Here is a 22994-nt window from a genome sequence, read left to right as displayed (position 1 = left end):
ATGCCAAGTTTTGAATCAGAGAAACTACAAGAGACATTACTTGATTTATTGCGGAGTCAGGATAGAGAAAAGCAATTAAGGGATGAAAATTCAGCGATTCTTGCCGGGATCTCCGCCATGGCGGGTGCTAACAATAAACGACAGGTATTTAATAGTTTATTGTCCGTACTACGAAAGTACATTGATTTCGAGCATGCACTGGTTCTTACCCGAGATGATGAAAATTCACAGCTACAAGAACTGGTAACGACTTGCCCGGTTTTTGAATCCAGTGTCTGGACGGTAGAAAACACTTTTTCCCGTTGCCTGAATGGTGAGAGTGTGGCGTTGTTTTCACCAAAAAATGTTAATGAATTTAAACCATTGAGTTCGGAGATGCTTAATGACTGTCAGTCAGCTTTAATGACAGGGGTCAAAGTAAGCACAGGGGACGCATTACTCCTTCTTTTCCATTCTGAGCGAAGTCAATTTACACCGCACTGCCGCCGAGTATTGGACCGTTTTCGTCCTTTGCTTGAGCGTGCAATTATTGATATTGATTATCGAGAACGTCTTCAATCACTTGTCACGGCCCGAACGCAAGAACTGACTCATAGCCAGCTACGATTCAAAGATTTTGCGAAAACGGTCGGTGATTGGTTTTGGGAAATTGATACCGATTATCAATTTACCTATATATCAGCTCCTCAGATAGCAAACCATATCATTGATGAAAATAGCATTTTTGAAATATTTGGCGAGCAATTAGAATTACGGGCCCAGCTAGTACAAAAATTAGAGACAAAAGAAGCTTTCGAAGATTTAGAATGGCAATTACCCGAACATGAAGGGGGATTGTGGGTGAGTTTGAGTGGTACCCCGTATTTCAATAAACAAGGAAAACTCATTGGCTATCGGGGAACAGCCAAAGACATTACCCATCGCAAACAACGTTTGTTTGAACTACAGCAAGCGCGAAAACAAGCTGAATCTGCCAGCAAGGCCAAATCAGAGTTTCTGGCCATGATGAGCCATGAGATCCGAACACCATTGAATGCAGTATTAGGTTTGATGGACACATTATCTGACTCAGGTCTCAACCATGAGCAGGTAGGATGGGTGAACCAGATGGATCAATCTGCTCAACTGCTTCTTACGATCATCAATGATATTTTAGATTTGTCACGAATTGAGTCTGGTAATTTTGAATTATTTAGTGCTGAGATGTGTCTTGCCGACTGTATTAATCTTGTTATGAATCAATTGCGAGAGCAAGCGACTAGGAAAGGCATCGCTCTAACGTCAGACATAGATCCATCTGTACCTATTAGTATGCTTTGCGATAAAAACCGACTGGCACAGGTCATGTTCAATCTGATTGGCAATGCGATCAAGTTCACCAACTCGGGCTCTGTTCGAGTCGTCGTTAAAACTATTGATGAACAAGTTGAAATTGCGGTGAGCGATACCGGTATAGGCATTGCGGCCAAAGCTCAGAAGACTCTGTTTAATCCGTTTATTCAAGCCGATGGCAGCATTACTCGACGCTATGGCGGTACAGGATTGGGGCTCGCAATTAGCCAGCATCTGATTAATAAAATGAACGGAAAAATATCGCTCTGCAGCACGTTAAACGTAGGGAGCTGCTTCACCGTTTCAATTCCAATTATACCTGTCAAAGAAACAACGATTAAAGAGTTATCACAGCAGTCATCAGCGTCAGAACGATCGCTTAATATTTTGCTTGCTGAAGATAGTAATACCAATCAACTTGTCGCCAAGCTCATGCTTGAAAAGCGCGGCCACCGAGTACAAATCGCAAATAACGGTGACGAAGCAGTTAGAGTATTACAAAATGAACATGAGCAGTTTGATATTGTCTTAATGGACATTTCAATGCCAGTACTGGATGGATTACAAGCCACAAGATTGTTACGCGAAAAAGACATTCAGATACCAATAATCGCGTTAACGGCTAATGCGATGCAATCAGATAAAGACCAATGCGAAAAAGCGGGCATGGATGATTTCTTAGCCAAGCCGATACGCTCAGCCGAACTCAACGAGATACTCAGTAAATACCAGATGCTGGCTTAAATCTTCTGTTCCCAAACCATTTTGCATCACGGATGCCTAAGCACAGATCTGGATCTGGCAAATGTTATGACAGTTTTCAGCTCGGTAATTAGTAACGAACTTGAAGATCGAGGCAAACTGACCATTTGCAGAAGAGCTTAAAGTAAGTGTTAATTACCTATTTTATGGTAAATACAATTATGTTCAATGAAGTTATAGTAGACACACAATATCCATTTTTCCAATGAGTTTTGGGGGTTTATAAGTTGTTGATATAACAGAGCAGGCTCCTTACTCATGAAGTTATGGTTCCCCGAGAATCATTTAACATAATATACATAATGCGCACTAAGAGTGTAGCCACAAAGCTAAAGTGTCTCTTTTCTGCAAAGTGAAAATGTCCTGTTTTTCCTACGGTGATCAGTATCTATCTGGTCGATGTGAGATTAACAAACGATGTTGGTAACTATGAATGACAAAGAGATTTTACGCCTGAATGCTATCCGAGATGTTTGTGATAAACGAATCCGACGAGCAGATGCTCCACATATTCTATCGCTGAGTGTTCGACAAGTTCAGCGACTGATTACTCGCTTTCGCAAGCTTGGGGCTGTTGGTATTACTCATCAGCGCCGTGGCTTACCATCTTCGAATAAAATTAATGAAGATGTTCAGCTTAGCTGCCTCGATATAATACACAAACAATATTTTGATTTTGGCCCATGAAAAACTCACTGAATGCCACGGAATTAAAATCTCTCTGGAAACCCTGCGTCAATGGATGATCGCTAACGGCCTGTGGGTTCCGCACACCAAACGTAAGCCACGTGTCTATCAGCCTCGCCATCGCCGTGATTGTTTGGGTGAACTGATCCAAATCGACGGCTCTCACCACGACTGGTTTGAAGGTCTCAGCTCGAAATGCTGCCTGCTGGTTTACATTGACGATGCCACGGGCCGTTTGATGAACCTTCGTTTCAGTGAAACCGAATCCGCCTTCGACTACATGGTTGCAACGCGTGAATATATTGAACAGCACGGTAAACCAATGGCTTTTTACAGCGATCGCCATACTGTCTTTCATGTCAGCAAGCGCGATGCTCAGACTGAGCGACTGACCCAGTTTGGACGTGTGCTCAATGACCTTAATATCGAACTAATCTGCGCCAACAGTTCACAGGCCAAAGGTCGCGTTGAACGTGCGAACAAAACGTTACAGGATCGCTTAGTCAAAGAAATGCGCCTTCAGGGTATTGATACGATTGAGCAAACGAATACCTGGCTCCCCGACTTCATTGCTGACTTTAACCGGCGGTTTGCTAAACCGGCCTGTTATCCCAAAGACATGCATCGCACCGTCAGAGCTGGACGATGTCTTTGCCTGGCACGAAGTACGTAAGCTATCGAAATCACTGACTTTTCAGTACGACAAGGTTCTCTACCTGATTGATCCTACTGAAGAAAACAGCCGACTGGCACAAGAGGCGGTAAAAGTGTTGGATTATCCCGATGGTACGATTGCAATCCAGTACGGCCACCGAAAACTCGGTTTTAAAGTCTTTGATAAATTGGCGAAGATTGACCAAGGCAGTATTGTTGATCACAAGCGACTAGGCGCCGTGGAGCAACAAGGCAAAAGCGAGCGCAGTAAAAGAATGCCAAAGCGCACGGCGCAACAACGAGTCCAACAGCAACTCCGCACTATTAACCCGGTTTTAATACACCCTGAAGACTTCAAACCCAGCACCAAGAAAGGCTGACTTCCCTACTCTACAACCAGTTTCTGAGCAGGATGAACTACCTTAAAAGGAGACATTTGTTTGATAAGTATCACGCCCTTAAACGTATGTACGAGCTGGACTATGTGCCGGTGCGATCCAATGTAGTGACGCCGTTGCGGTTCCCCGTGGTGGTCACCGGGTTAAAGCAATACAAAGTGACACAGTCACCAAAAAGAAAAAGAAAGCCTACCGTAAGGCTCAGGCCAAGAAAGCCAAGCGACTTCCCTAGCCTCTGGGCATGAAAAAACCGCGATTTCGGGTTTTTAACCAAAAATGCAAATGCCGAGTGTAATGCGTCACCATGATACTTTTGTTAGGCATTTGACTCCAAGTGTTTGAAAAGACGATGTAACTCCCAACTTTCCAATTGTTCGCCATCTTCGTCGATAACCATTTCTTTGTATAAAAACCCATTCTTTCGAACGACATTCAACGAAGCCACATTGCTTGAAGAGATCAAAGCCACAACAGTATTAATAACACCAGAATCAAATGCAATCTGACTGAGTATTTTCACAGCAGCAGTAGCGCCACCTAAACCTTGGGCATTTAGTGCCACGTTATAGCCGATTTCAACACGATTACTATTAGGCTCACCTTTAAAACCACAACAACCAATAATTTGACTACTTTTTTGGATGAAATATGGAAGAGCCCAAATTTTATCCATCGCTTTATCACAATATTTGATCGAACGAACCAAGACATGCCCAGGAGGAATCGCCCCCTCTAAGCACAGAAAATTTTGAGGTTTCTCATCCAACTTAATAAGCTTATCAAGCTGAATTGGATTTAATTGTATGAGATTCATATTTTCCTATGCCTAACATTATATTCAATGATTTGGTTTCGTGTCTCGACATAACAAGATAAATAATCCATCTAATTGATAACTTTCACTTACATCATATTATTCCTTTTGGCATTTATAATCAATGACCTACAGTGGCATCGCACTGCCTAGAAGAATCAAACCTGTTTTGGTGCTTTTCTAATAATCCCTTAAGTCGCTAAAAGTTGTATGCAATACCCACCGACATCATAGAAACGTCTTCTGCGGCATCAAGTTCGTATAGTTCATATTCAGCTCGTATTGAGACTGGATTTATATTGTATGCCGCACCAATACCAAATAGTGGGCCGTTTCTGGTGCCAACCTCATTGATTAACGTTAAAATTTCCGAGTCGCCAACAGTATCCGTTTCATGAAACCCTACTTTACCGAAAAGTTCAAAATGTTCAGCCACAGGTAAAATCCCTAAGACAGAAACCCCATAAGTAGAGCTGGTATATCTCAAATCACTAATTTCAAGCAATAACTTACCTAAGTCAGCATAAAACACTTCAGCTGCAAAGTTCTCATGAAAACGAAAACCGACGAATAACTTAAAACCAGTATCCGTATCATTGAAAGAACCCCCCTCACTTTCTCTAAGTGTTTTTTCTTCTGATGATACATCAAGCTTTGTATTACCCAATGAGCCACCGATGTATCCTTTCTTTGGGTTATCTACCTGAACTGTGGCGTTAACATAGTGGGATTCAGCGCTTGCTAGAGCAGAAGCGAATACGGCGATAATACTTAATCCAATCAGAGTTCGTTTCATTTTCAATCTTCCTTGCTGTATGAAGTACACCTAGGTTCTTACATTGAGTTCTGTATCTCGGGGGGTGGTTCCCATCATGTCCTTTTGTGTGTAAACCAGTGTCTGGTATTTCTTAAGGTCTAGTTTTCTTTCGTAAAAGTGACGCGGTCACTCAAGAGAAAGATAAGGCTTGCCTAAAGTTTAGACTAAGAAAACCAAGCAACTTCCCTATCCTTTAGATATGGAAAGTCCGCGATTGCAGCTTTGTAACCCAAGTTCCCTAGCGTTACGTGTCGCATCACGTCATTTATATTGATTTAATTTTATTGGCAAGAATATGTGCTAGGTGCTAATGTTTTTAGGGTGATCAGTTGCATATTCGTGAAAATTTCTGTGGGGTGATGATGAGTTCAGTTAATAAGTCTTTTAATCAAGCTGACGGTTTACGTTCTCTGATGAAAAGACAAGAGTGTAAAGAGAACGTTAAGGCTCAGCAAAGTAAGATACGGCTTGCTATCGTTACCGGTCAGTATCAAGAAGTCGATCCTTTGATGAATTTATTGGAGCAAGCACAATTAGAACTAGAATCTACTTATTTTCAATAACATCTGTAAAGCAATTAAATACTAAATGCGAAGGTAGTTAAAAATCCGGAATCAAGTCATTGATTCCGGATTTTTTTAGCCAGGTAGGAGCATTCAACTGAACCTTAACTTATCTCTAATGCATCCACTGGACGATTTTTACGTTACAGGGTTATGATTTTGATCACCGATATACTCTGGCCTGACATTAGTTATCCACTGATTCTGTGGATTAAAATAGCTAATTGAACGTTGTGCGTTCTCTTAACAAGTCGGCCCTGTAACGAGTACCAGCTATTCAATCCAACATTGAAAATTGAAAGCATCGTAGCCGTTTGTAAAGAACTCCGGCCAAAGAAGTGAACGAGTGATGTAACACATTGGTTTTAATTATTAATATCGCTAACGAGTGGATACATCTGTGCAATAATTATATTGATCACAACTGAAGTATGCCGCCTGAAGCAGCTGTAAATAGGTCATTTATCAAATAAACATAACGTACTAAGGAAAGTTTATGACAACCTTAAGTCGCGCTATAAAAAATTGGTTGTTTGACCGCAACAGTCTGATTTTTATTGCTGATGCCATACTGTTTGTAGTTATGTTAAACACTTTGCCATTTGAAGCCAATGTTGTAGTTGGTCTCAGTCTGCTAACCTTTATTGCCATACTTTGGTTAACAGAAGCCATTCACGTTAGTATCACAGCCATTTTAGTTCCCTTTCTGGCTGTAGGACTGGGAGTATTTAAAACACCTGAGGCTCTCGGCAACTTCGCTAATCCGATCATTTTCCTTTTTCTTGGTGGCTTTTCGCTGGCGTCAGCGATGCATCGCCAAGATCTAGATAAAGCAATCGCCGATAAAGTATTGCTGATAGCCAAAGGTCATATGGCCATAACACCTATGTCTTTGTACTGCTTGGAATAGCATATTGCGCCAGTATCGGCGGTATTGCCACTATCGTTGGCAGCCCTCCAAACGCCATTGCGGCAGCTGAAGTGGGGTTGAGTTTTACTCAATGGATGGCACTGGGTTTGCCTCTCACACTCGTTCTACTCCCCCTGACGGTTGGCCTGCTCTATTTGATGCTAAAGCCAAACCTGGAGCATACGTTTGAAATAACCCACGAGCCAGTCAAGTGGGACAATGCCAAACTCACCACTTTGGTTATCTTCGCCGTAACTGTCTCCATGTGGGTTTTTAGTACTCCCCTGAACGCTTACCTTGGCGGTTTTAGTCAGTTTGACAGTCTCGTGGCTCTGTTTGCTATTGTGATGTTGGGTTTTGCTCGGGTGGTTGAATGGAAAGATATTGAGAGATCAACCGACTGGGGCGTCTTACTGCTGTTTGGAGGCGGGATCTGTCTGAGTAATGTACTCAAGGAAACTGGCGCAAGTGCCTTTCTGGCCCACAGTCTGAGTGGGTTCCTCGAACAAGCCGGTCTGTTCTTCACTCTTGTCATTGTGGTTGCTTTCGTGGTTTTCCTGACAGAATTTGCCAGTAACACCGCAAGTGCCGCTCTGCTGGTACCTATATTCGCCTCTATAGCTGAAGTGCTGGGCGTATCACCAGTGATCCTATCGGTGTTGATCGGTATTGCCGCATCATGTGCATTTATGTTGCCTGTTGCAACCCCACCCAATGCTATCGTGTTTGGTTCTGGCCATATCAAACAGCGCGAGATGATGAAAGTCGGTGTTGTTCTTAACATTGCCTGTATTGTCGTGCTCTCTATGTTTGCCTGGCTGTTCTGGCAATAGCAGAATAAGACCAGTATTTTTCTGCTTCTTTGATATCTCTGAAAAAACGTACTTCCATAAAATGGCCGGAAGCCCCTATTATTTTCAGGAAGTTTCGTCACAGGGTCACGTAATATAAAAGTCTTGCCCTGAATTCCGATGACCAAGACTTTATTACAGGGTAACAAAGCAAAGATCGCACTTTTTATTTTATTAGACTTAGTACTTTTTATATAAATAATGGCTCGTTTAATCATCTAAACAAATTTTGTTTTATTTAGTTTCAGACTATAAAGTTATAGTGCGTTAGGATGTTAAAAATACTTATTTTAATACACCTCGATATCTCATCTTACCCTTTATGATTGAATGATAATCTCGAGCCATCAAAAATAAGTTGGGCCAATAACTGTTTCGCTCTGTGCTGTCCTTGACTGTCAAACATCACCCCGCAATTTTTCAATGCGCCATTTTTTTGCATGCTACGTACAATACCGGTTAGTTGATAATGTTGTGGAGTGCTTGGATTTTTTACCGTAATGGTGATCTCGTCATCGGCATCAAATGTTGGGCCATTAAGGCCAAATTGAAAGCAACACCCTTTTACCGAAAGATCTTTGAAATCCACCAGCAGATTACGATTCACAATTGGTATATGACCCTGTAACTTAACCTCATAGCGAGGCTCACTTCGCAACTGCATTAAAGACATTACCTGGGGGATCTTTAATAATAATAAGCCAATCGGTTTATTGATAACATATGCTACCGTGCTTTTAAAATTAACGATTGCCCCTTCGCCCCTGTCAGATATTGCCTTTACTGTTATCCAAAAACCTTCGCAAAAATAGTCATCTAAATCATGCGGGGTTAACTTCGGCAGCACAAACACAAGATGTTCTGTACCATCGGAACCGATGAATGTTGTCTCGCACCTAAACAACCGTCCCAGGGGAGTTTTCACACTGATCGTGACAAGACTGCCATGATTGATCATTTCTACCCCACGGATCCCTCGAACCGTTTGTTCTCGCTTTTTAGATAAGAGTCGTTGTTTTAAGTCATTTCCATTCTGAGTCAAGGGCATCCTACCGGTCTGGCACTTTCTTTAGTATATTGATTAATAAGATATTTTAATATAAATGTGTCTTTTATGAAATAGTCGATTAGGAATATAGTTTTATAATAAGGTTTCATTTCAGGTCATATTTTGGTGCTATCGAGTTATTGAGCTCAGTTAAAAATGCAATCACTTTTATTAATCGTATCGGATGCGATCCCGGACAAATGCAATCTTTTGATTTTCAATTAGAAGTTTAAACGTTAAAATGCTTCTTTATTAGCAATTCATAGGCGGTATGATGGCAATCACCATCAGGGATCTAGATCCGCATTATTTTATGATCGAAGATCTTAAAGCATTAACCAATAGCAATGTTACGACCAAGGCTTTAATTAAAGGGGGTTACTTAGCGGTTGATTTAGGTAAGCAATATGAAGCAGAGAAAGAGCGTAGAATTAAAGCGGAAGAAGAGTTGGAACAGCTCAAACAAATGATTGCTAACTACCTGGCCAGCCAAAACGCCCTGCACAACGCCATCAAATAATCGAGGCAAAACCTGAAACTCTTAATGCTGAGTGGTTGCTAGTATTAAGAATTTCAGGGAATAACAAATCAATAGACAACCTAGATAACCACCAGCTCATCAAATCCTGTTTTGCCATCAGGTTCGCGTGAAAATGTCAGGGTGTTATAACTGACTAAACAAATTTCAGCCGTATATGAGACCGGACATCCCTCTACCAAATGACCACCAAAGACCTGACCGGCTTTGTCTGCAACAGAGATATGCAAATGGACATGCTCTGGGGTTAACGTTCCAGAGAGCGTTAGAATTTCTAAAGGCCCGTTTAAAGATAAGGTTTTCGTCTCATCAGCAAGCCTTATCTGCGCTTCTGACAAGCAACCGACACCGGTAAGCAATGAACCGGCTTTAATCGAATGGGCTTTGACATAGGCAAGAACGGAAGATTTAAGATCGTTCCCTTCTGTTAAACGAAATGCGTGGGGTTGAATCATAGAATAAGGCCACTTTTAGATATTCGAATGGGGATAAAAATCGGCTATCAAAAAAGGCTTCATAAAGAAGCCATTTCGATCAGAAAGGAGTGTCAGGCACGCCGGCCTTGCTTTTTATTCGAACCGGAATGCGGAAAGATATTATGAATGCGCTGTTTAATCTTGCTGGGTACCGATTTTGAGTAGACCAATTTCGTTGTATAACGGTTTTTATAAACTTTGACTTGCCCCGAAAACGGGTATTTGTGCGCAATGTCTTTACACCCTATCAGAAAGCCATTCGGTATGTTTCCTTTTGAATGGATAAGCTCACCATTATCAAACTTCAATACTATTACCGGACGATCTTTAAACACAAGAAAGGCCACCGCAATGGCTAGTAAAATGACATATTCCATCCATTAACTCCTAATTGTGTATGTTTTTTTAAGCGTATATCAAATCGAGAATTTTATCTGCGAACCCGATAGCTCTGTGATGCAAGGCAATCTTTAATCGAGAGGGTCAAAATCAGGTGCATCGAAATCTAACAGTTCATGCAAATCTTTACGAATATCCAAGACTTTTTTACTGACCGTTTCCGTGCGACTACTCTCACTCAACAAAAACTCAATAGTGTCGGATAATGTCGAATCTAATTCTCTCGACTTTTCAGCCAGTTTTTCCCAAACGCGGAAGTCAAGATCGATAGACTTTTTACGCGTATGTACCTGCTCGGCGTTGAAATGCCGCTTACGTTTGGCGCGTATGGCCTGCTTGAGCTTTTTATCAAGCTCGGGCGACATATGCTTACTAATCCACTCAATGACTTTAGTGGGGTCATGCTCAATAGTAAGCAGTATCTGAATAGCGGCTTCCGCCTCACTCGTATCGATATAACGAGTGACTTTATCGCCTTCTTTCCATTTCTTGACCAGATAAGTCCATTTCCAACCGGCTTCGAGGTTTTCAAGCTGCTGATATTTCATATACGTGAGTTATTCTCAAAAAGTCTACACTTAGTAGTGACAGTGTAACTGTTGGCACATAAAAGCTCAATTACCTTTATGATATTTAACTGATTGTTTTATCTAAGGCTAAATATCGTCAATATCTGCCTATTATGAAGCCATTGATTCCTTTATACTGCAGTCCTTTTCACAGTAACGAAAGAAAGCACAAGTCTATGCAGCAAGAATCCTGGCGTACAATGACCCCAGATTACTCAAAGTATCAAGCTATTCTGGAAGGTTATGATAATCTGCCATTTGCCCCTACAGGTACTTTGCAAGACCGTCTTAGCGATGCCGTACGCCGGTTCACCGCTGTTGAACTACAGCCCCGTGTTCTACGTATCACCGCGCCCGATAACAAAGTTTATCGCGACTACGTGATCGAACTGTTGGCAAAATATGACGCAATAAATCAAAAAATTAAATATCAGCAAGATGATTCTGAGAGTCAAATCAATAACCAGAATCAGAATAATGAATCTTCGATCATCATTGCTGGTGAAAATGTAACAGAGCTGACTCTTTTTGGTGCCGTCTATCCCCCATCTGAAGACGGTAAAATCAGCAAAGCGCAAGTTAAGCATGGTTTGCTTCATCAAGCGAATGGTGGCTATTTGGTTCTTTCCGTTACCAGCATTTTGGGTAACCCGACATTGTGGCCACGCCTAAAAAGCGTCTTAATGAATGGTTCGCTTGAATGGCAGCCTGCTTCTCATAAAACGCTCTATCCTATTCCGCCAGCTGAAAGCCTGAACGTGAAGTTGGTCTTGATCGGCGATCGTTACTTGATGGCTGAACTTGAAAATGCAGAACCCGATATTACATCCGGCTTTTCTATGTACGGTGAATTCGAGCAAGATCTGCTGCTGAGTGATGAAACCTTACCACTTTACCTTTCTTACGTTAAAGATCTGGTTCACAAGGCGAAGCTGCCCGATTTGGCTGACAGCGACGCCCTGGCCGCTCTATTAAGAACAGGTGCCCGTTATGCCGAAGATAAAAGCCGCGTTCCTCTGTGCCCTCTGTGGCATCAGAGTTTGCTATCGGAAGCATCGATTGAATCTCAGGGCGATAGAATTACCGTAACCCATTTTAACGCAGCGATGAAGGCCCGTGATTACCGCGAATCATATTTGCCAGAACGCGCTATTGAAGATATCCACCTGGGTCAGGTTGTTATAGCGTGTCAGGGGGAAGAGATTGGTCAGGTCAACGGCCTGACGGTTGTCGATGTTCCCGGACATCCCAAAGCCTATGGTGAGCCAGCCCGAATTTCTTGTGTAGTCCACTTTGGTGAAGGCGACATTTCGGATGTTGAGCGCAAAGCCGAGCTGGGTGGTAATCTTCACGCCAAAGGGATGATGATTATGCAGGCATTTGTCAGTGCCGCGCTCAATCTGGATCATGCATTGCCCTTTACCGCCTCAATTGTCTTTGAACAATCTTATTGTGAAGTCGACGGTGACAGTGCCTCGCTGGCAGAACTGTGTTCATTGGTCTCTGCACTTTCTATGCAGCCAATTAATCAACAAATTGCTGTTACGGGCGCGGTTGACCAATTTGGCCGTGTTCAGGCTGTAGGCGGCCTTAATGAGAAGGTTGAAGGTTTCTATAAGGTATGTGTACATCGCGGCCTGACCGGCCATCAGGGTGTCATTTTACCGAAAACAAATTTAGGAAACCTTTGCCTGAATGATGAAGTTATCGAGGCAATCAAGTCCGGAAAATTCCATATCTGGGCGGTTGAAAGCGTTGATGACGCTATTCCATTGCTAACAGGCAAGGCATTCAAAGGCGACGAGCTGGATACTGATACTATACTTGCTAAAATTGCTGAACGTATTGATGTGTTTCATCATGGCGATGTCATCAATGAAGTCAGTTGGTTAACGATTATTCGCAACTGGTTTGTCCAGCACTGATCCGAGTTGTTTAGCTTACACGTGTAAGCTAAATTGCTCCTATAATTTCTTAGAGCAGTACGAATTCTGATGAAACGCAATTCTTATGAACGTGAAGACCTAGTTGCATGTGGTAATGGAGAGCTTCATGGCCCTGCATTCCCTTCTCTACCATCTGACAACATGCTGATGATGGACAGAATTTTAGAAATCACGGATGACGGCGGTGAGTATGGCAAAGGCTTTATTCATGCCGAGCTCGATATCAACCCTGATCTATGGTTCTTTGACTGCCATTTCAAAGGTGACCCGGTTATGCCTGGTTGTCTTGGTCTTGATGCAATGTGGCAACTTGTTGGTTTCTTCCTTGGCTGGCATGGCGGTGAAGGCAAAGGCCGTGCGCTTGGTGTAGGTGAAGTGAAGTTCACTGGCCAAGTTCTGCCGACCGCAAAGAAAGTGACCTATGAAATTAATCTAAAGCGTGTGATTAACCGCAAGTTAGTCATGGGTGTTGCTGACGGTCGTGTACTGGTAGACGGCAAAGAAATCTATGTCGCTAAAGATTTAAAAGTAGGTCTGTTCACTGACACTGCTAGCTTCTAAGTCTCTCAGACTAAATGACAGTTAAAAGGTCGCATTTTGCGGCCTTTTTTGCATTTAAGGATAACCAAGACCACGATAGACTATCAATGCAAGGCGGTAAATTTTGAAATGTATTGAAAACCAGAAGGGAAATTTAAAAAGCCCCTTCTCCTCAAAGGGGCTAAATAAGGGTTCTATGAGAAAGGGTTATTTGAGGCCTGTCTGAATTTCCTCTCTTGCGTCTCGCCAACCACCAAGCCAATTAGTACGGGCATCCAGAGATTGATATGGACAAGCTTCACTTGAGCGACCATTTTTCCCAGCCTGATAACCACGAGCTTGTGCACGTTCTAAACGATCCCGCTTTTGTCTCTTCATAGTTAGATCCTTATCTTTAGCTATTTTCTTTCATTACAGTTTCATAATGATGGAGTTTTTGTGACTCCAGATATAAGAATTAGCGATCTACCCCGTTTGATCAACCCCAAAAACAACTCAGGCTCACAATTTGTGAGCCTGAGTAAAAAATAAACTATTTTAACAAAAATTTATTTTCTTCTTCTGAAACCAATCCAGCCGAGCATTGTCAAAGCGAATAGACCTAGCGATGCGCCAGAACGTTCGACAGATGAGGTTTTTTCAGGACGTGCCTCAATCTTACCTGCTGGGATCGGAACCAGTTTCACAGCGACCAGTTTTTCATCACCGCTACACTGCGATTCATTCGATAAGTCCTGATAACCACCAGCACACATCAGTGCCGTCGCCGAAATCACCCCCGCATCGTTAATACCGGTCGCCTGGGCAATCCGGAACTGGTTCGCTACATCATCTCCACTTACTGCACCATCATTGGTCAGATCATCCAGCATCCACGCCTTGGTTGCTTTTAAAACAGTACTTATTTTATTGTTATTACCGTCCGTATAAGTAATATCACCACCAGCCATGTAGGTGAAGCCACGCTGGCGACGGAACTTGCCGTCGACCTGATTGGCAGTTTCGGAATCGACCCAGCCTACAATCTGATCATGGTTGTTGATAGCGCTTGGAAAGCCGTTGTAGCCTTTAAAGAAAATATCGCCATTCACTGAAGCGTCGATAAACGTCGTTTGATTCGTGCTGTTGTCATAAATAAAGATACGTTCAGGGTACGAACGGTTCTCGGAACGAGTGTTCTTGGCGACCCCGATAACCTTGTTATTTTTATTGATATCAGTCGCTACGGAATAGTTGAACTGGCGATCGCCGCCGCTCTCAACCTCCGTACCAGGGATGAATTTACTCTCCCAGCCACCGGTCACGGAATCCGTCTTCGGCGTAAATACCGTTGCACGTGGCGCATAGTAATCACTGTCTTGGTAAATGGTCGAAAAACCAACCGCGACAGGTTTAGAGTCAATGACTTCTACCGCCCGGGCGCCCGCTTGCGCTGAGCGATCGTTATTATCAGGATCTTCTGGGGTTAAAGACGTCTTATTGATGACGTTACCCGTTACAACACCTGATGTAGTCGGTGTAACAGTCCAAAACATTGCATCATTTGCAAATACAGAGAACTGGCATTCGTACGTCGAGTAAAGCGTACTGGAACTAGTAGAAAATTCTGATGCACATTTCGCTAAAGTGTTAGATGAAACACTTTTGCCAATATCGACATCGCTAGCATCAGGTAGTTTATCGGCATCATTTAAGTTACTTGGTGCAAATGAACCGCTGCCGACAACTAATAGTTGACCTGCTGGATATTCAACGGCATCCCAAGCAAGGGTTTGGCCCATCTTATCGACAAGTGCTTTCTCAGCTGTAGTGCCCGTTGAAGCGGTTGCTGGTGCCAATTCAATATTTGCTGATGATGTGGTAACAAAGCCGCGTTTCGCAAACTCACGCACATAGCGATCACCACTTTTAAAGTAAGATGAACTTGCAATACCGTATTGATAGTCGCCAGTAATACCGTTGACTACAGCGTTAGAACTGTAAGCAATACGTGTACCCAAATCAGTTACACTTTGATCAGCACTTGGTGATGATGCAAAAGTATCAATCACTGAGCCTTCAACTAATGGATAAGCATTGGCAAAATATCCACGAGACCAAGCTGCTTGTTCTCGTTGAAGGCCACCAAAACCGGAGCGATCGTTAACATCGTCACGGTTATAGTTCTTACCGTAGTATTGTGCCTGAGCCCATGTGTCACAGGTATTAGAGCCTAAATTAGCGTTACAGTAGCTTAAAAGAGATAAATAATCGTTCACACGCTGGTAGTTATCCGTCAGAAACGGGAATTCATCCCTGTAATTCGTCCCGTCGGTACCGAAGCGGCTTTCACCAAAAACTTTATAGTTAGTTGCGTTACACGTACCACCATCAGCAAAGCAGTTTTCACCAGTTGCCGACTCTGTAATACCCTGCCCATAAACCTCAAATGTATCAGCCGTATTTTGTCCGAAATACTCTTGAGTACCGACAGCACTGTCAGCATCAACTTCCACTACTTGATAAACAGCTGCATTGGCCTGTGTCGCACCGGCGATCAGCATCGCCAGTGTAGAAAGCTTTAACGTCTTATGTTGCATTATAATTCCTTCTGCATCACTTCCAGCTCTTCCCAGCGTTCAAATGCATGCTCAAACTCTTCTTCTACCACGGCTAAACGTGACAGTGTCGCTTGAGTATCATTCTTCACATCCTGAAAGAATGCAGGATCGTTTATCTGTTCCTGCAGCTGAGCAATTTCATTTTCCAAATCTTCAATTTTTTGCGGCAGGCTTTCCAGTTCTTTCTGGAATTTATACGACAACTTCTTGGTTGAAGCCGGTCGGGTTACCTCACGCTGCTTGTTCTCTTCTTTCTTTTTAGATTCTGCGATTTGCGTCGCCAGTTCGTTTGCTTCTTTTTGTTTCAAAAGGACAGCTGCAGAATTTGCGCGTTGTGCCTGAGCATCATGATAACCACCTACATACTCGTCGACGACACCATTACCTTCGAAAATCCAGCTTGTTGTCACAGTATTATCAACAAATTGGCGATCGTGACTTACTAACAGCAAAGTACCCTGATAGTTGGCAAGAATTTCTTCTAAAAGTTCCAATGTTTCGATATCTAAATCGTTAGTTGGTTCATCGAGGATCAATAAATTATTAGGTTTTAAGAACAACTTCGCTAATAACAGTCGGTTTTTCTCACCGCCTGATAAGGCTTTTACCGGCGTACGGGCACGGCGAGGATGGAACAAGAAATCTTGTAAGTAACCTAAGGCGTGACGAGTGACACCATTAACGGTCACTTCTTGCTTACCGTCAGCCAGGTTGTCCATCACGGTTTTTTCAGGATCCAGCACTTCGCGGTATTGGTCGAAATATGCCGCATCAATTTTGGTCCCGCAATGGAAATACCCTGATGTCGGCGTCAACTTCTCTAGCATCAGTTTTAATAGCGTACTCTTACCACAACCATTAGGACCAATCAGGGCGATACGGTCACCACGCATTACCGTAAAGCTAAAGTCGTTGATAATTGGCGTGTCACCGTAACTATATGAGATATGCTCAGCTTCAAATACAATCTTACCGGAGCGTTTCGCTTCCTGTAGCTGCATATCAGCCTTACCCATCACTTCACGGCGTTCACTGCGTTCATTACGTAACTTTTTAAGCGCGCGTACCCGGCCTTCGTTACGAGTACGTCGAGCTTTGATCCCCTGGCGGATCCACACTTCTTCCTGGGCGAGTTTCTTATCAAACTCGGCATTTTGTTCCGCTTCTACCCGTAGCATCTCTTCTTTGCTTTCAAGATACAGTTCGTAGTCGCCAGGGAAAGACGCCAGTTGGCCACGATCTAAATCGAGAATGCGCGTCGCCATCGAGCGAATGAAGGCACGGTCGTGAGAAATAAAGATAATTGAGCCGCGGAAACTCTTCAGGAAGCCTTCTAACCATTCAATGGTCGACACATCCAAGTGGTTGGTCGGCTCATCTAATAATAAAATATCAGGGTCACAAACCAGTGCGCGCGCCAGAGCGGCCTTACGCTGCCAACCACCAGACAGATCAGCTAAGAGTGTGTGAGGATCCAGGTGAAGCGTCTCTAATACAGAAGCGATTTGCGTGTCAAACTGCCATGCATTGGCATGATCAATCTTCTCTTGGGCACGGGTCAGCTTATTTAGGTTTGATTCACTCGGATCAACCGCAATCAAGTCCAGTAAATGATGGTACTCACGCAGTACCTTGCCGACTTCTGCCAACCCTTCAGCAACATAATCAAACACGTTACCTTCAGCATTACGCGGTGGATCCTGCTCAAGACGTGATATTTTCAGTTCAGTCTGGCGCTGAATGCTGCCGTCATCGAGCAAGACATCACCAGAGATAACCTTCATTAACGTCGATTTACCTGCGCCGTTACGACCGACCAGACAAACACGCTCATTCGGCTGCAGAACAAACTCCGCTTTATCGAGTAAAGCGTGGTCGCCATACGCAAGTTGTGCGTTACTAATATTAATTAATGCCATTACTGTTTAACCATGCTGCAAGTTCAGCCGCATCAAACGGCCAACCAAGTTCTGAAATTGAATGTTGATTTTCTATTGAAGAGACAGAGATAGAAACAACGGGAATAGTGACGCCGTAACGTAAAAAGAGCGCATCATCAAAAGCAATATCGACCACTTTGACGCGCTCGTGTACGCCTGCCTCTGTAAGCAGGCGATAAGCCTGCTCGCAGAGATGACATCCTTGTGTGCTATACAGCGTAATTAGCACTTAAGCTTCCTTATGGGTAATGATCCAGCAGTTATGGATATGCTTGTTTTTGGCAAAATCCATCGGAAGCGTTTTGTCAGAAATATTCTGGGCTTTCAGGCCAAGTTCTTCTAACTTCTCCAGATCCATCTTAAATTGGCGCTTATTGTTAGAAAAGACAATCTGCCCTTGTGGACGTAGCATGCGCTTTAGGTTTTCCAACAACATGACGTGGTCACGTTGAACATCGAAAGTCTGCTTCATACGCTTAGAATTCGAGAACGTCGGCGGATCGATAAAGATCAGATCAAACGTATCATCGACTTCCTGCAGCCACTGCAAGCAATCAGCCTGAACGAATTCATGCTCTTGCCCTACCTGCCCATTCAGCTCCATGTTCTCTTGAGCCCAGCGCAAATAAGTATTGGACATATCAACCGTGGTTGTTGACTTGGCACCACCACAAGCGGCATGAACCGTTGCTGATCCGGTATAAGCAAACAAGTTCAGGAAGTCTTTGCCTTTTGCCATTTCACCCAGCTTACGACGGGTAATACGGTGATCAAGGAATAAGCCCGTATCAAGGTAATCGTACAGGTTTACTTTCAGATCAACACCGTACTCATTCACTGTCATGTGACGTTCTGCACTGGATAGCTTCTGGTATTGATTCTTACCCTTTTGCCGCTCACGAACTTTTAAAATAACCTTGTTATTATCAACACCCGTGACTTCAATCGTAGCACGCAGTACATCCATAATACGGCGACGAGCGATTTCTTCCGGAACCGTCTTCGGTGCAGCGTACTCTTGAATGATCAAGTAATCTTTATACTTATCAATAGCGGCATTGTAGTTAGGCAGATCAGCGTCATAAATGCGGTAACATTCGACCCCTTCTTTCTTCGCCCACTTACCTAGCTTCGCAATGTTCTTTTTCAGGCGGTTGGCAAAATCTGGTGCAACTTGTTCTTGCTCGATTTTGCCTTCTTGCTCGCCCTCGACCTGCTTTACGCCACCACCGGTGATCAAATAGGTTTTAAGCACACAGTCGAGCGCACCGTTATTCAGTTTGAACTGCTTGTCAGCACGCATGCGTAAGCAGCTTAATAGCTCATTCGAACCTGAATAGATTGCCGCAGTCGAACCGGTAAAAGCCAGCTTTAAGCGATTACCAAATTCGGTGTAAAGTGAAATCAGCTCAGGCGTAGTTCCTAAACGCTCACCATATGGAGGGTTACACAGCACCACTCCGGCTTCAAAGCCCTCTGGGCTCACAAGCTGTGTCACATCGCCGTATTCGAAATTAATCAGATCTTTCACGCCAGCCCGGCCAGCATTATCGCGAGCAATGGTTAATACACGGCGATCCATCTCACGGCCAAAGAACTTAGTCTCAACTTTTGCCGGACCGCGACGTGCTTTTACTGACGCTTCTGCGTGGATTTCCAACCATGATTCTTTGTCAAAATCTTTAATCGATTCAAAACCCCAGCGCTTACGCTTTAAGCCCGGTGCAATATCGGCAGCTATCATGGCCGCTTCAATAAGCAAGGTACCAGAACCACACATTGGATCTAATAACGGCTTCTCTGGCGTCCAGCCGCTTTTCATGACCAGTGCCGCGGCATGAGTTTCACGCAATGGCGCTTTACCCGCTTCGGTACGATAGCCGCGCTGGTGCAGGCCACTACCTGCCATATCAAGACCAAGGACACCTTTCTCACCAGATAAACGCATGTGAATACGCAGATCCGGACGTTCACGATCGATATTCGGACGACGCATGTCAGCTTTGGTGAAACGGTCGACGATGGCATCCTTTACCTTCATAGCACCGTATTGGCTATTGCGAATTTCACGGTTAGTACCGTTGAAATCGACAATAATGCGCGTGTCACTACCAAAGTAGTCCGGCCAGTGAATAGCTGTCGCCCCCAGATACAAGTCCATGTCGTCACGGACATTAAACTCACTGAGGACCTGAATGATACGAGATGATATGCGGGTCCATAGACAGCAGCGATAAGCCGTAGCCTGCTCGGCCTTAAAACGGACACCAGCATGAGCAACCTGGATGTCTTGAGCACCAAGTTGTACTAATTCTTCTGCAAGGAGGTTCTCAAGACCTCGAGAGGTAATAGCTAGATATTGATTCATGGAATTCTTTTCACACTTAAGTTGGCGAGAATTATAACCGAAAACCGAGTAAATACCTCTTTCTTCACAAACTTGATGGCAACATTTAGCTAAAAAAACAGCAATTTTCGACCTCAGATGATTCAATCAAAGCTTTACCGCTATTTCAGCCTTGAATCGCACCATCAACCAACCACCAAAAACCACGCCATCGGTAACAACCATCCGGAAAATTATGAACTGTCGCACAGTATTTCAGCAGTAAGCCGAGAACAAAAACACCGTTTCCATGCGTGGACAATAATAACACCAACTCTCAAGAACTTCCGTAAAAGTGTGTGCTCACACACGAAATAAGCACTGTTTCCATACAGAAACAAACGCTTAAGCTATTGATTTTGATGGGTTCGAACATACAAAAAAGACCATAACTAAAAGGAAATGTAGTTACTAATGGTAATTACTTACTGTCGCTATATCCCTTTCAATCCAGCTTAGTCACTCTTAATCATAATACTTTCCCATCTGGAAACTATTGCGAAAAAAGAAATGGTCCATTGTAATTAACTTTCACGAAAGGGAGGAAATGAGGAAATGTTTCTTCTGGTCGCCAATATTACGAGGCAAGAAATGCGGTTTTTCGCGACTGTTTTTGTGAAAATACACAAAAAAGGAGCACAAAAAAATAATATTATTTAGGATATTTTTGAGGGAAATCACTTATTTTGTTCATATTTTCATCAGAGTGCTGACTCGAACCAAACCATCGCAGCCTGTCATTTTTCTATGATAAGTAGAATAAGCTGGTGTTTTCCTGACAGATCCCTAAAAAACCCGGCTGCAAGCAGCTTTGATTCCATCCGAGAGCCTCTCTGAATGACAAGATATAATGACGTTGGTAAGACGGCGATCTGGGTACTCATAGTAAGCTCAAGATGTTTTTGCTAGAAAAGCAAAAATAAAAGGCTATCGGATCTATGGGTCATTGGGACTTAAATAGGAATTAGGAGTGATGCAGAAGGATAGTAAATACGGGGGTAAAGGCCCTGCTTGTTCGGGGATTTTAGATCATTGATACGCGGGTCGCTAACCGACCATGGCCAAATTAAGCGAGTCTGCTGAGGTCTCTTGTTCGTAGTGCTCGATACGGTCGTTCATCACCTTAATTGTGTCGCAAAACGCCATCTGTTTGGTGTTTGATAAGGCTAATGGCTCAATCTCTGTCATCATACAAAGGCTTGCTGTACCACAATTTTCTATGACAAGGAATTTGGCCGTACCAAGAGAAGTCTGTAAAGTCACAATATCTCCGTTGACGGGTTCACACCCTTCCGGCCTGGCTTCAAAAAACCAGCTTTTAGGCATCATCGGCTTATGGAAACGACTTGCAGCAACGGCGTTAAGGGCCAGCTCTGCTTTGCGTGGTACAGAAATGTCGAGGTGGGAAATGCTTTCTTTATATGTCTGAAATACTGTCGCATCATCGACGGTAAATACGCACTGATCATACGCGCAGGGAATAAGGTTCTTAGTCGGAATTGAAACGCGAAAAACCATATCGCCCCCCAGATCTAGCATCAGGGAGTCATCCTTATGGTCGTAATACCACTTCCATGAGTCATTAGGTTTTAGCACGTAAACTCTCCAAAATCAGTCCGTTATATTGTTATCAAACGATATGGAAAAAACTTTAGGAGAATTTTACTGCTCTGATTACAAAAGAAAAGGGGAAATAAATCCCCCTTATTGGTGTTTGCTTAATGTTTCTTTGACAAGATATGGTTAAATATTAATCACAATATCTTTAACCAATTTTGGCCCGTGGTAAATGAAGCCTGTATAAATCTGAACGAGCTTAGCACCAGCTAACATTTTTTCGCGAGCAGAAACTGCAGAGTCAATCCCGCCGACCCCGATAATAGGAAGCGCACCATTAAGCGCTTGAGCAAGGCTGCGAATAACTTCAGTACTTCGATTCTGAAGTGGACGGCCACTCAACCCCCCTGCTTCATCACAATGAGGCATACCTTGTATCAGGGCACGGTCAAGCGTGGTGTTCGTCGCGATGACGCCATCAATCTCATTACGGATCAAAGCATCTGCTATTTGCACTATCTCATGATCCTCAAGATCCGGCGCGATCTTCAATGCCAACGGCACATACTTATCATGCTTCTTAGCTAACTCTGTTTGTTTCTGCTTTAATTGACCAAGAAGATCATCCAGTGCTTCACCGTACTGCAGTGAGCGAAGATCCGGCGTGTTCGGTGAAGATACATTAACCGCAATATAACCGGCGTGTTCATAAACTTTATCCATGCAGATTAAGTAATCTTCTACGCCCTTTTCAATCGGTGTATCTTTATTCTTCCCAATATTAATACCAATGACACCGTCATATTTGGCTTTTTTCACATTTTCAACCAAGTTATCAACACCTAAGTTATTGAAGCCAAATCGGTTGATAATCCCTTCGGCGGGAATAACCCGGAAAAGACGAGGTTTGTCATTTCCCGGTTGAGGGCGAGGCGTGACTGTGCCGACTTCAACAAAACCAAAACCCATCGCGCCGAATGCATCAATACATTCACCGTTTTTGTCCAGGCCTGCAGCCAGTCCTACCGGATTTTTGAATGTGATACCCATGACTTCAACAGGATGATCGGGAACGTGTTGACGGTAGAAAAGATCAAGTGGAGTGCCGGTAAAGCGAGAAAAGTTCTGAATAGCAAGATCATGTGCTTTTTCTGCGTCTAGCTGGAAAATAGCGGATCGTGCGAGGCGGTAAATCATTGTACCTCCT

18 protein-coding genes and 2 pseudogenes are annotated in these 22994 nt (G+C 43.4%); 7 read left to right on the top strand and 13 right to left on the bottom strand.

The window, feature by feature from the left end; translation table 11 throughout:
* On the top strand, positions 1-2076 hold the full coding sequence (locus tag R3289_RS05440; protein WP_318924466.1) for a response regulator: 2076 nt from the start codon (positions 1-3) through the stop codon (positions 2074-2076).
* Positions 2077-2523: 447 nt separating this feature from the next.
* A pseudogene (locus R3289_RS05435) lies at positions 2524-3815 on the top strand (ISNCY family transposase).
* A 334-nt stretch (positions 3816-4149) separates the two neighbouring features.
* Here R3289_RS05435 and R3289_RS05430 read toward each other — a convergent pair.
* Together R3289_RS05430 and R3289_RS05425 are read right to left on the bottom strand one after the other, a co-directional pair.
* The gene (locus R3289_RS05430; RefSeq protein ID WP_318924465.1) at positions 4150-4647 is read right to left on the bottom strand and encodes a GNAT family N-acetyltransferase; all 498 of its coding nucleotides are present in this window, start codon (positions 4645-4647) and stop codon (positions 4150-4152) included.
* Positions 4648-4846: 199 nt separating this feature from the next.
* Positions 4847-5443 carry an outer membrane beta-barrel protein gene (locus tag R3289_RS05425; protein WP_318924464.1) on the bottom strand — a complete coding sequence of 199 codons (597 nt, stop codon included), beginning with the start codon at positions 5441-5443 and terminating at the stop codon, positions 4847-4849.
* A 350-nt stretch (positions 5444-5793) separates the two neighbouring features.
* On the opposite strand from R3289_RS05425, the gene R3289_RS05420 reads away from it, so the two are divergent.
* Together R3289_RS05420 and R3289_RS05415 are read left to right on the top strand one after the other, a co-directional pair.
* Positions 5794-6027: a hypothetical protein gene (locus R3289_RS05420; RefSeq protein ID WP_318924463.1), complete on the top strand. Its 234-nt coding sequence runs from the start codon at positions 5794-5796 to the stop codon at positions 6025-6027.
* Positions 6028-6523: 496 nt separating this feature from the next.
* Positions 6524-7770: pseudogene (locus tag R3289_RS05415) on the top strand (DASS family sodium-coupled anion symporter).
* Between the two features lie 331 nt (positions 7771-8101).
* Here the strand turns inward: R3289_RS05415 and R3289_RS05410 are convergent.
* A complete protein-coding gene (locus R3289_RS05410; RefSeq protein WP_318924462.1) occupies positions 8102-8830 on the bottom strand; it encodes a PilZ domain-containing protein in 729 nt (242 codons plus the stop codon).
* A 280-nt stretch (positions 8831-9110) separates the two neighbouring features.
* Here R3289_RS05410 and R3289_RS05405 point away from each other — a divergent pair, with 280 nt between their 5' ends.
* A complete protein-coding gene (locus R3289_RS05405) occupies positions 9111-9356 on the top strand; it encodes a hypothetical protein (RefSeq protein WP_318924461.1) in 246 nt (81 codons plus the stop codon).
* A gap of 80 nt (positions 9357-9436) precedes the next feature.
* Here the strand turns inward: R3289_RS05405 and R3289_RS05400 are convergent, their stop codons facing one another.
* From R3289_RS05400 to matP, 3 genes are all read right to left on the bottom strand, one after another.
* Positions 9437-9829: a PPC domain-containing DNA-binding protein gene (locus tag R3289_RS05400; protein WP_318924460.1), complete on the bottom strand. Its 393-nt coding sequence runs from the start codon at positions 9827-9829 to the stop codon at positions 9437-9439.
* A 92-nt stretch (positions 9830-9921) separates the two neighbouring features.
* A complete protein-coding gene (locus R3289_RS05395; RefSeq protein ID WP_318924459.1) occupies positions 9922-10227 on the bottom strand; it encodes a DUF3634 family protein in 306 nt (101 codons plus the stop codon).
* Between the two features lie 93 nt (positions 10228-10320).
* On the bottom strand, positions 10321-10797 hold the full coding sequence (gene matP, locus R3289_RS05390) for a macrodomain Ter protein MatP (protein WP_318924458.1): 477 nt from the start codon (positions 10795-10797) through the stop codon (positions 10321-10323).
* A 197-nt stretch (positions 10798-10994) separates the two neighbouring features.
* Between matP and R3289_RS05385 the strand changes: the two genes are divergently transcribed.
* Together R3289_RS05385 and fabA are read left to right on the top strand one after the other, a co-directional pair.
* Positions 10995-12743: a Lon protease family protein gene (locus R3289_RS05385; protein WP_318924457.1), complete on the top strand. Its 1749-nt coding sequence runs from the start codon at positions 10995-10997 to the stop codon at positions 12741-12743.
* 63 nt (positions 12744-12806) lie between these two features.
* A complete protein-coding gene (gene fabA, locus R3289_RS05380; RefSeq protein ID WP_318924558.1) occupies positions 12807-13325 on the top strand; it encodes a bifunctional 3-hydroxydecanoyl-ACP dehydratase/trans-2-decenoyl-ACP isomerase in 519 nt (172 codons plus the stop codon).
* Positions 13326-13511: 186 nt separating this feature from the next.
* Here the strand turns inward: fabA and rmf are convergent, their stop codons facing one another.
* The 7 genes from rmf to pyrD all read right to left on the bottom strand — a co-directional run bounded on the left by rmf (position 13512) and on the right by pyrD (position 22984).
* A complete protein-coding gene (rmf, locus tag R3289_RS05375; protein ID WP_107282664.1) occupies positions 13512-13682 on the bottom strand; it encodes a ribosome modulation factor in 171 nt (56 codons plus the stop codon).
* A gap of 170 nt (positions 13683-13852) precedes the next feature.
* Positions 13853-15883 (bottom strand): DUF3466 family protein, encoded by a 2031-nt coding sequence (locus R3289_RS05370; protein ID WP_318924456.1) that lies wholly within the window; start codon positions 15881-15883, stop codon positions 13853-13855.
* The gene (locus tag R3289_RS05365; RefSeq protein WP_318924455.1) at positions 15883-17823 is read right to left on the bottom strand and encodes an ABC transporter ATP-binding protein; all 1941 of its coding nucleotides are present in this window, start codon (positions 17821-17823) and stop codon (positions 15883-15885) included. Before R3289_RS05365 ends, R3289_RS05370 begins: the two co-directional genes overlap by 1 nt.
* Positions 17810-18073 (bottom strand): glutaredoxin family protein, encoded by a 264-nt coding sequence (locus tag R3289_RS05360; protein ID WP_318924454.1) that lies wholly within the window; start codon positions 18071-18073, stop codon positions 17810-17812. The genes R3289_RS05365 and R3289_RS05360 overlap by 14 nt, the downstream gene beginning before the upstream one ends.
* On the bottom strand, positions 18074-20212 hold the full coding sequence (gene rlmKL / locus R3289_RS05355; protein ID WP_318924453.1) for a bifunctional 23S rRNA (guanine(2069)-N(7))-methyltransferase RlmK/23S rRNA (guanine(2445)-N(2))-methyltransferase RlmL: 2139 nt from the start codon (positions 20210-20212) through the stop codon (positions 18074-18076).
* A 1065-nt stretch (positions 20213-21277) separates the two neighbouring features.
* On the bottom strand, positions 21278-21826 hold the full coding sequence (locus tag R3289_RS05350) for a cell division protein ZapC (RefSeq protein ID WP_318924452.1): 549 nt from the start codon (positions 21824-21826) through the stop codon (positions 21278-21280).
* 147 nt (positions 21827-21973) lie between these two features.
* On the bottom strand, positions 21974-22984 hold the full coding sequence (gene pyrD, locus R3289_RS05345) for a quinone-dependent dihydroorotate dehydrogenase (RefSeq protein WP_318924451.1): 1011 nt from the start codon (positions 22982-22984) through the stop codon (positions 21974-21976).
* Positions 22985-22994 lie beyond the last annotated feature (10 nt).

The organism is Photobacterium sp., from assembly GCF_033720175.1.
GTDB lineage: Bacteria > Pseudomonadota > Gammaproteobacteria > Enterobacterales > Vibrionaceae > Photobacterium.
This window is presented reverse-complemented; position numbering and strand designations above follow the sequence as displayed.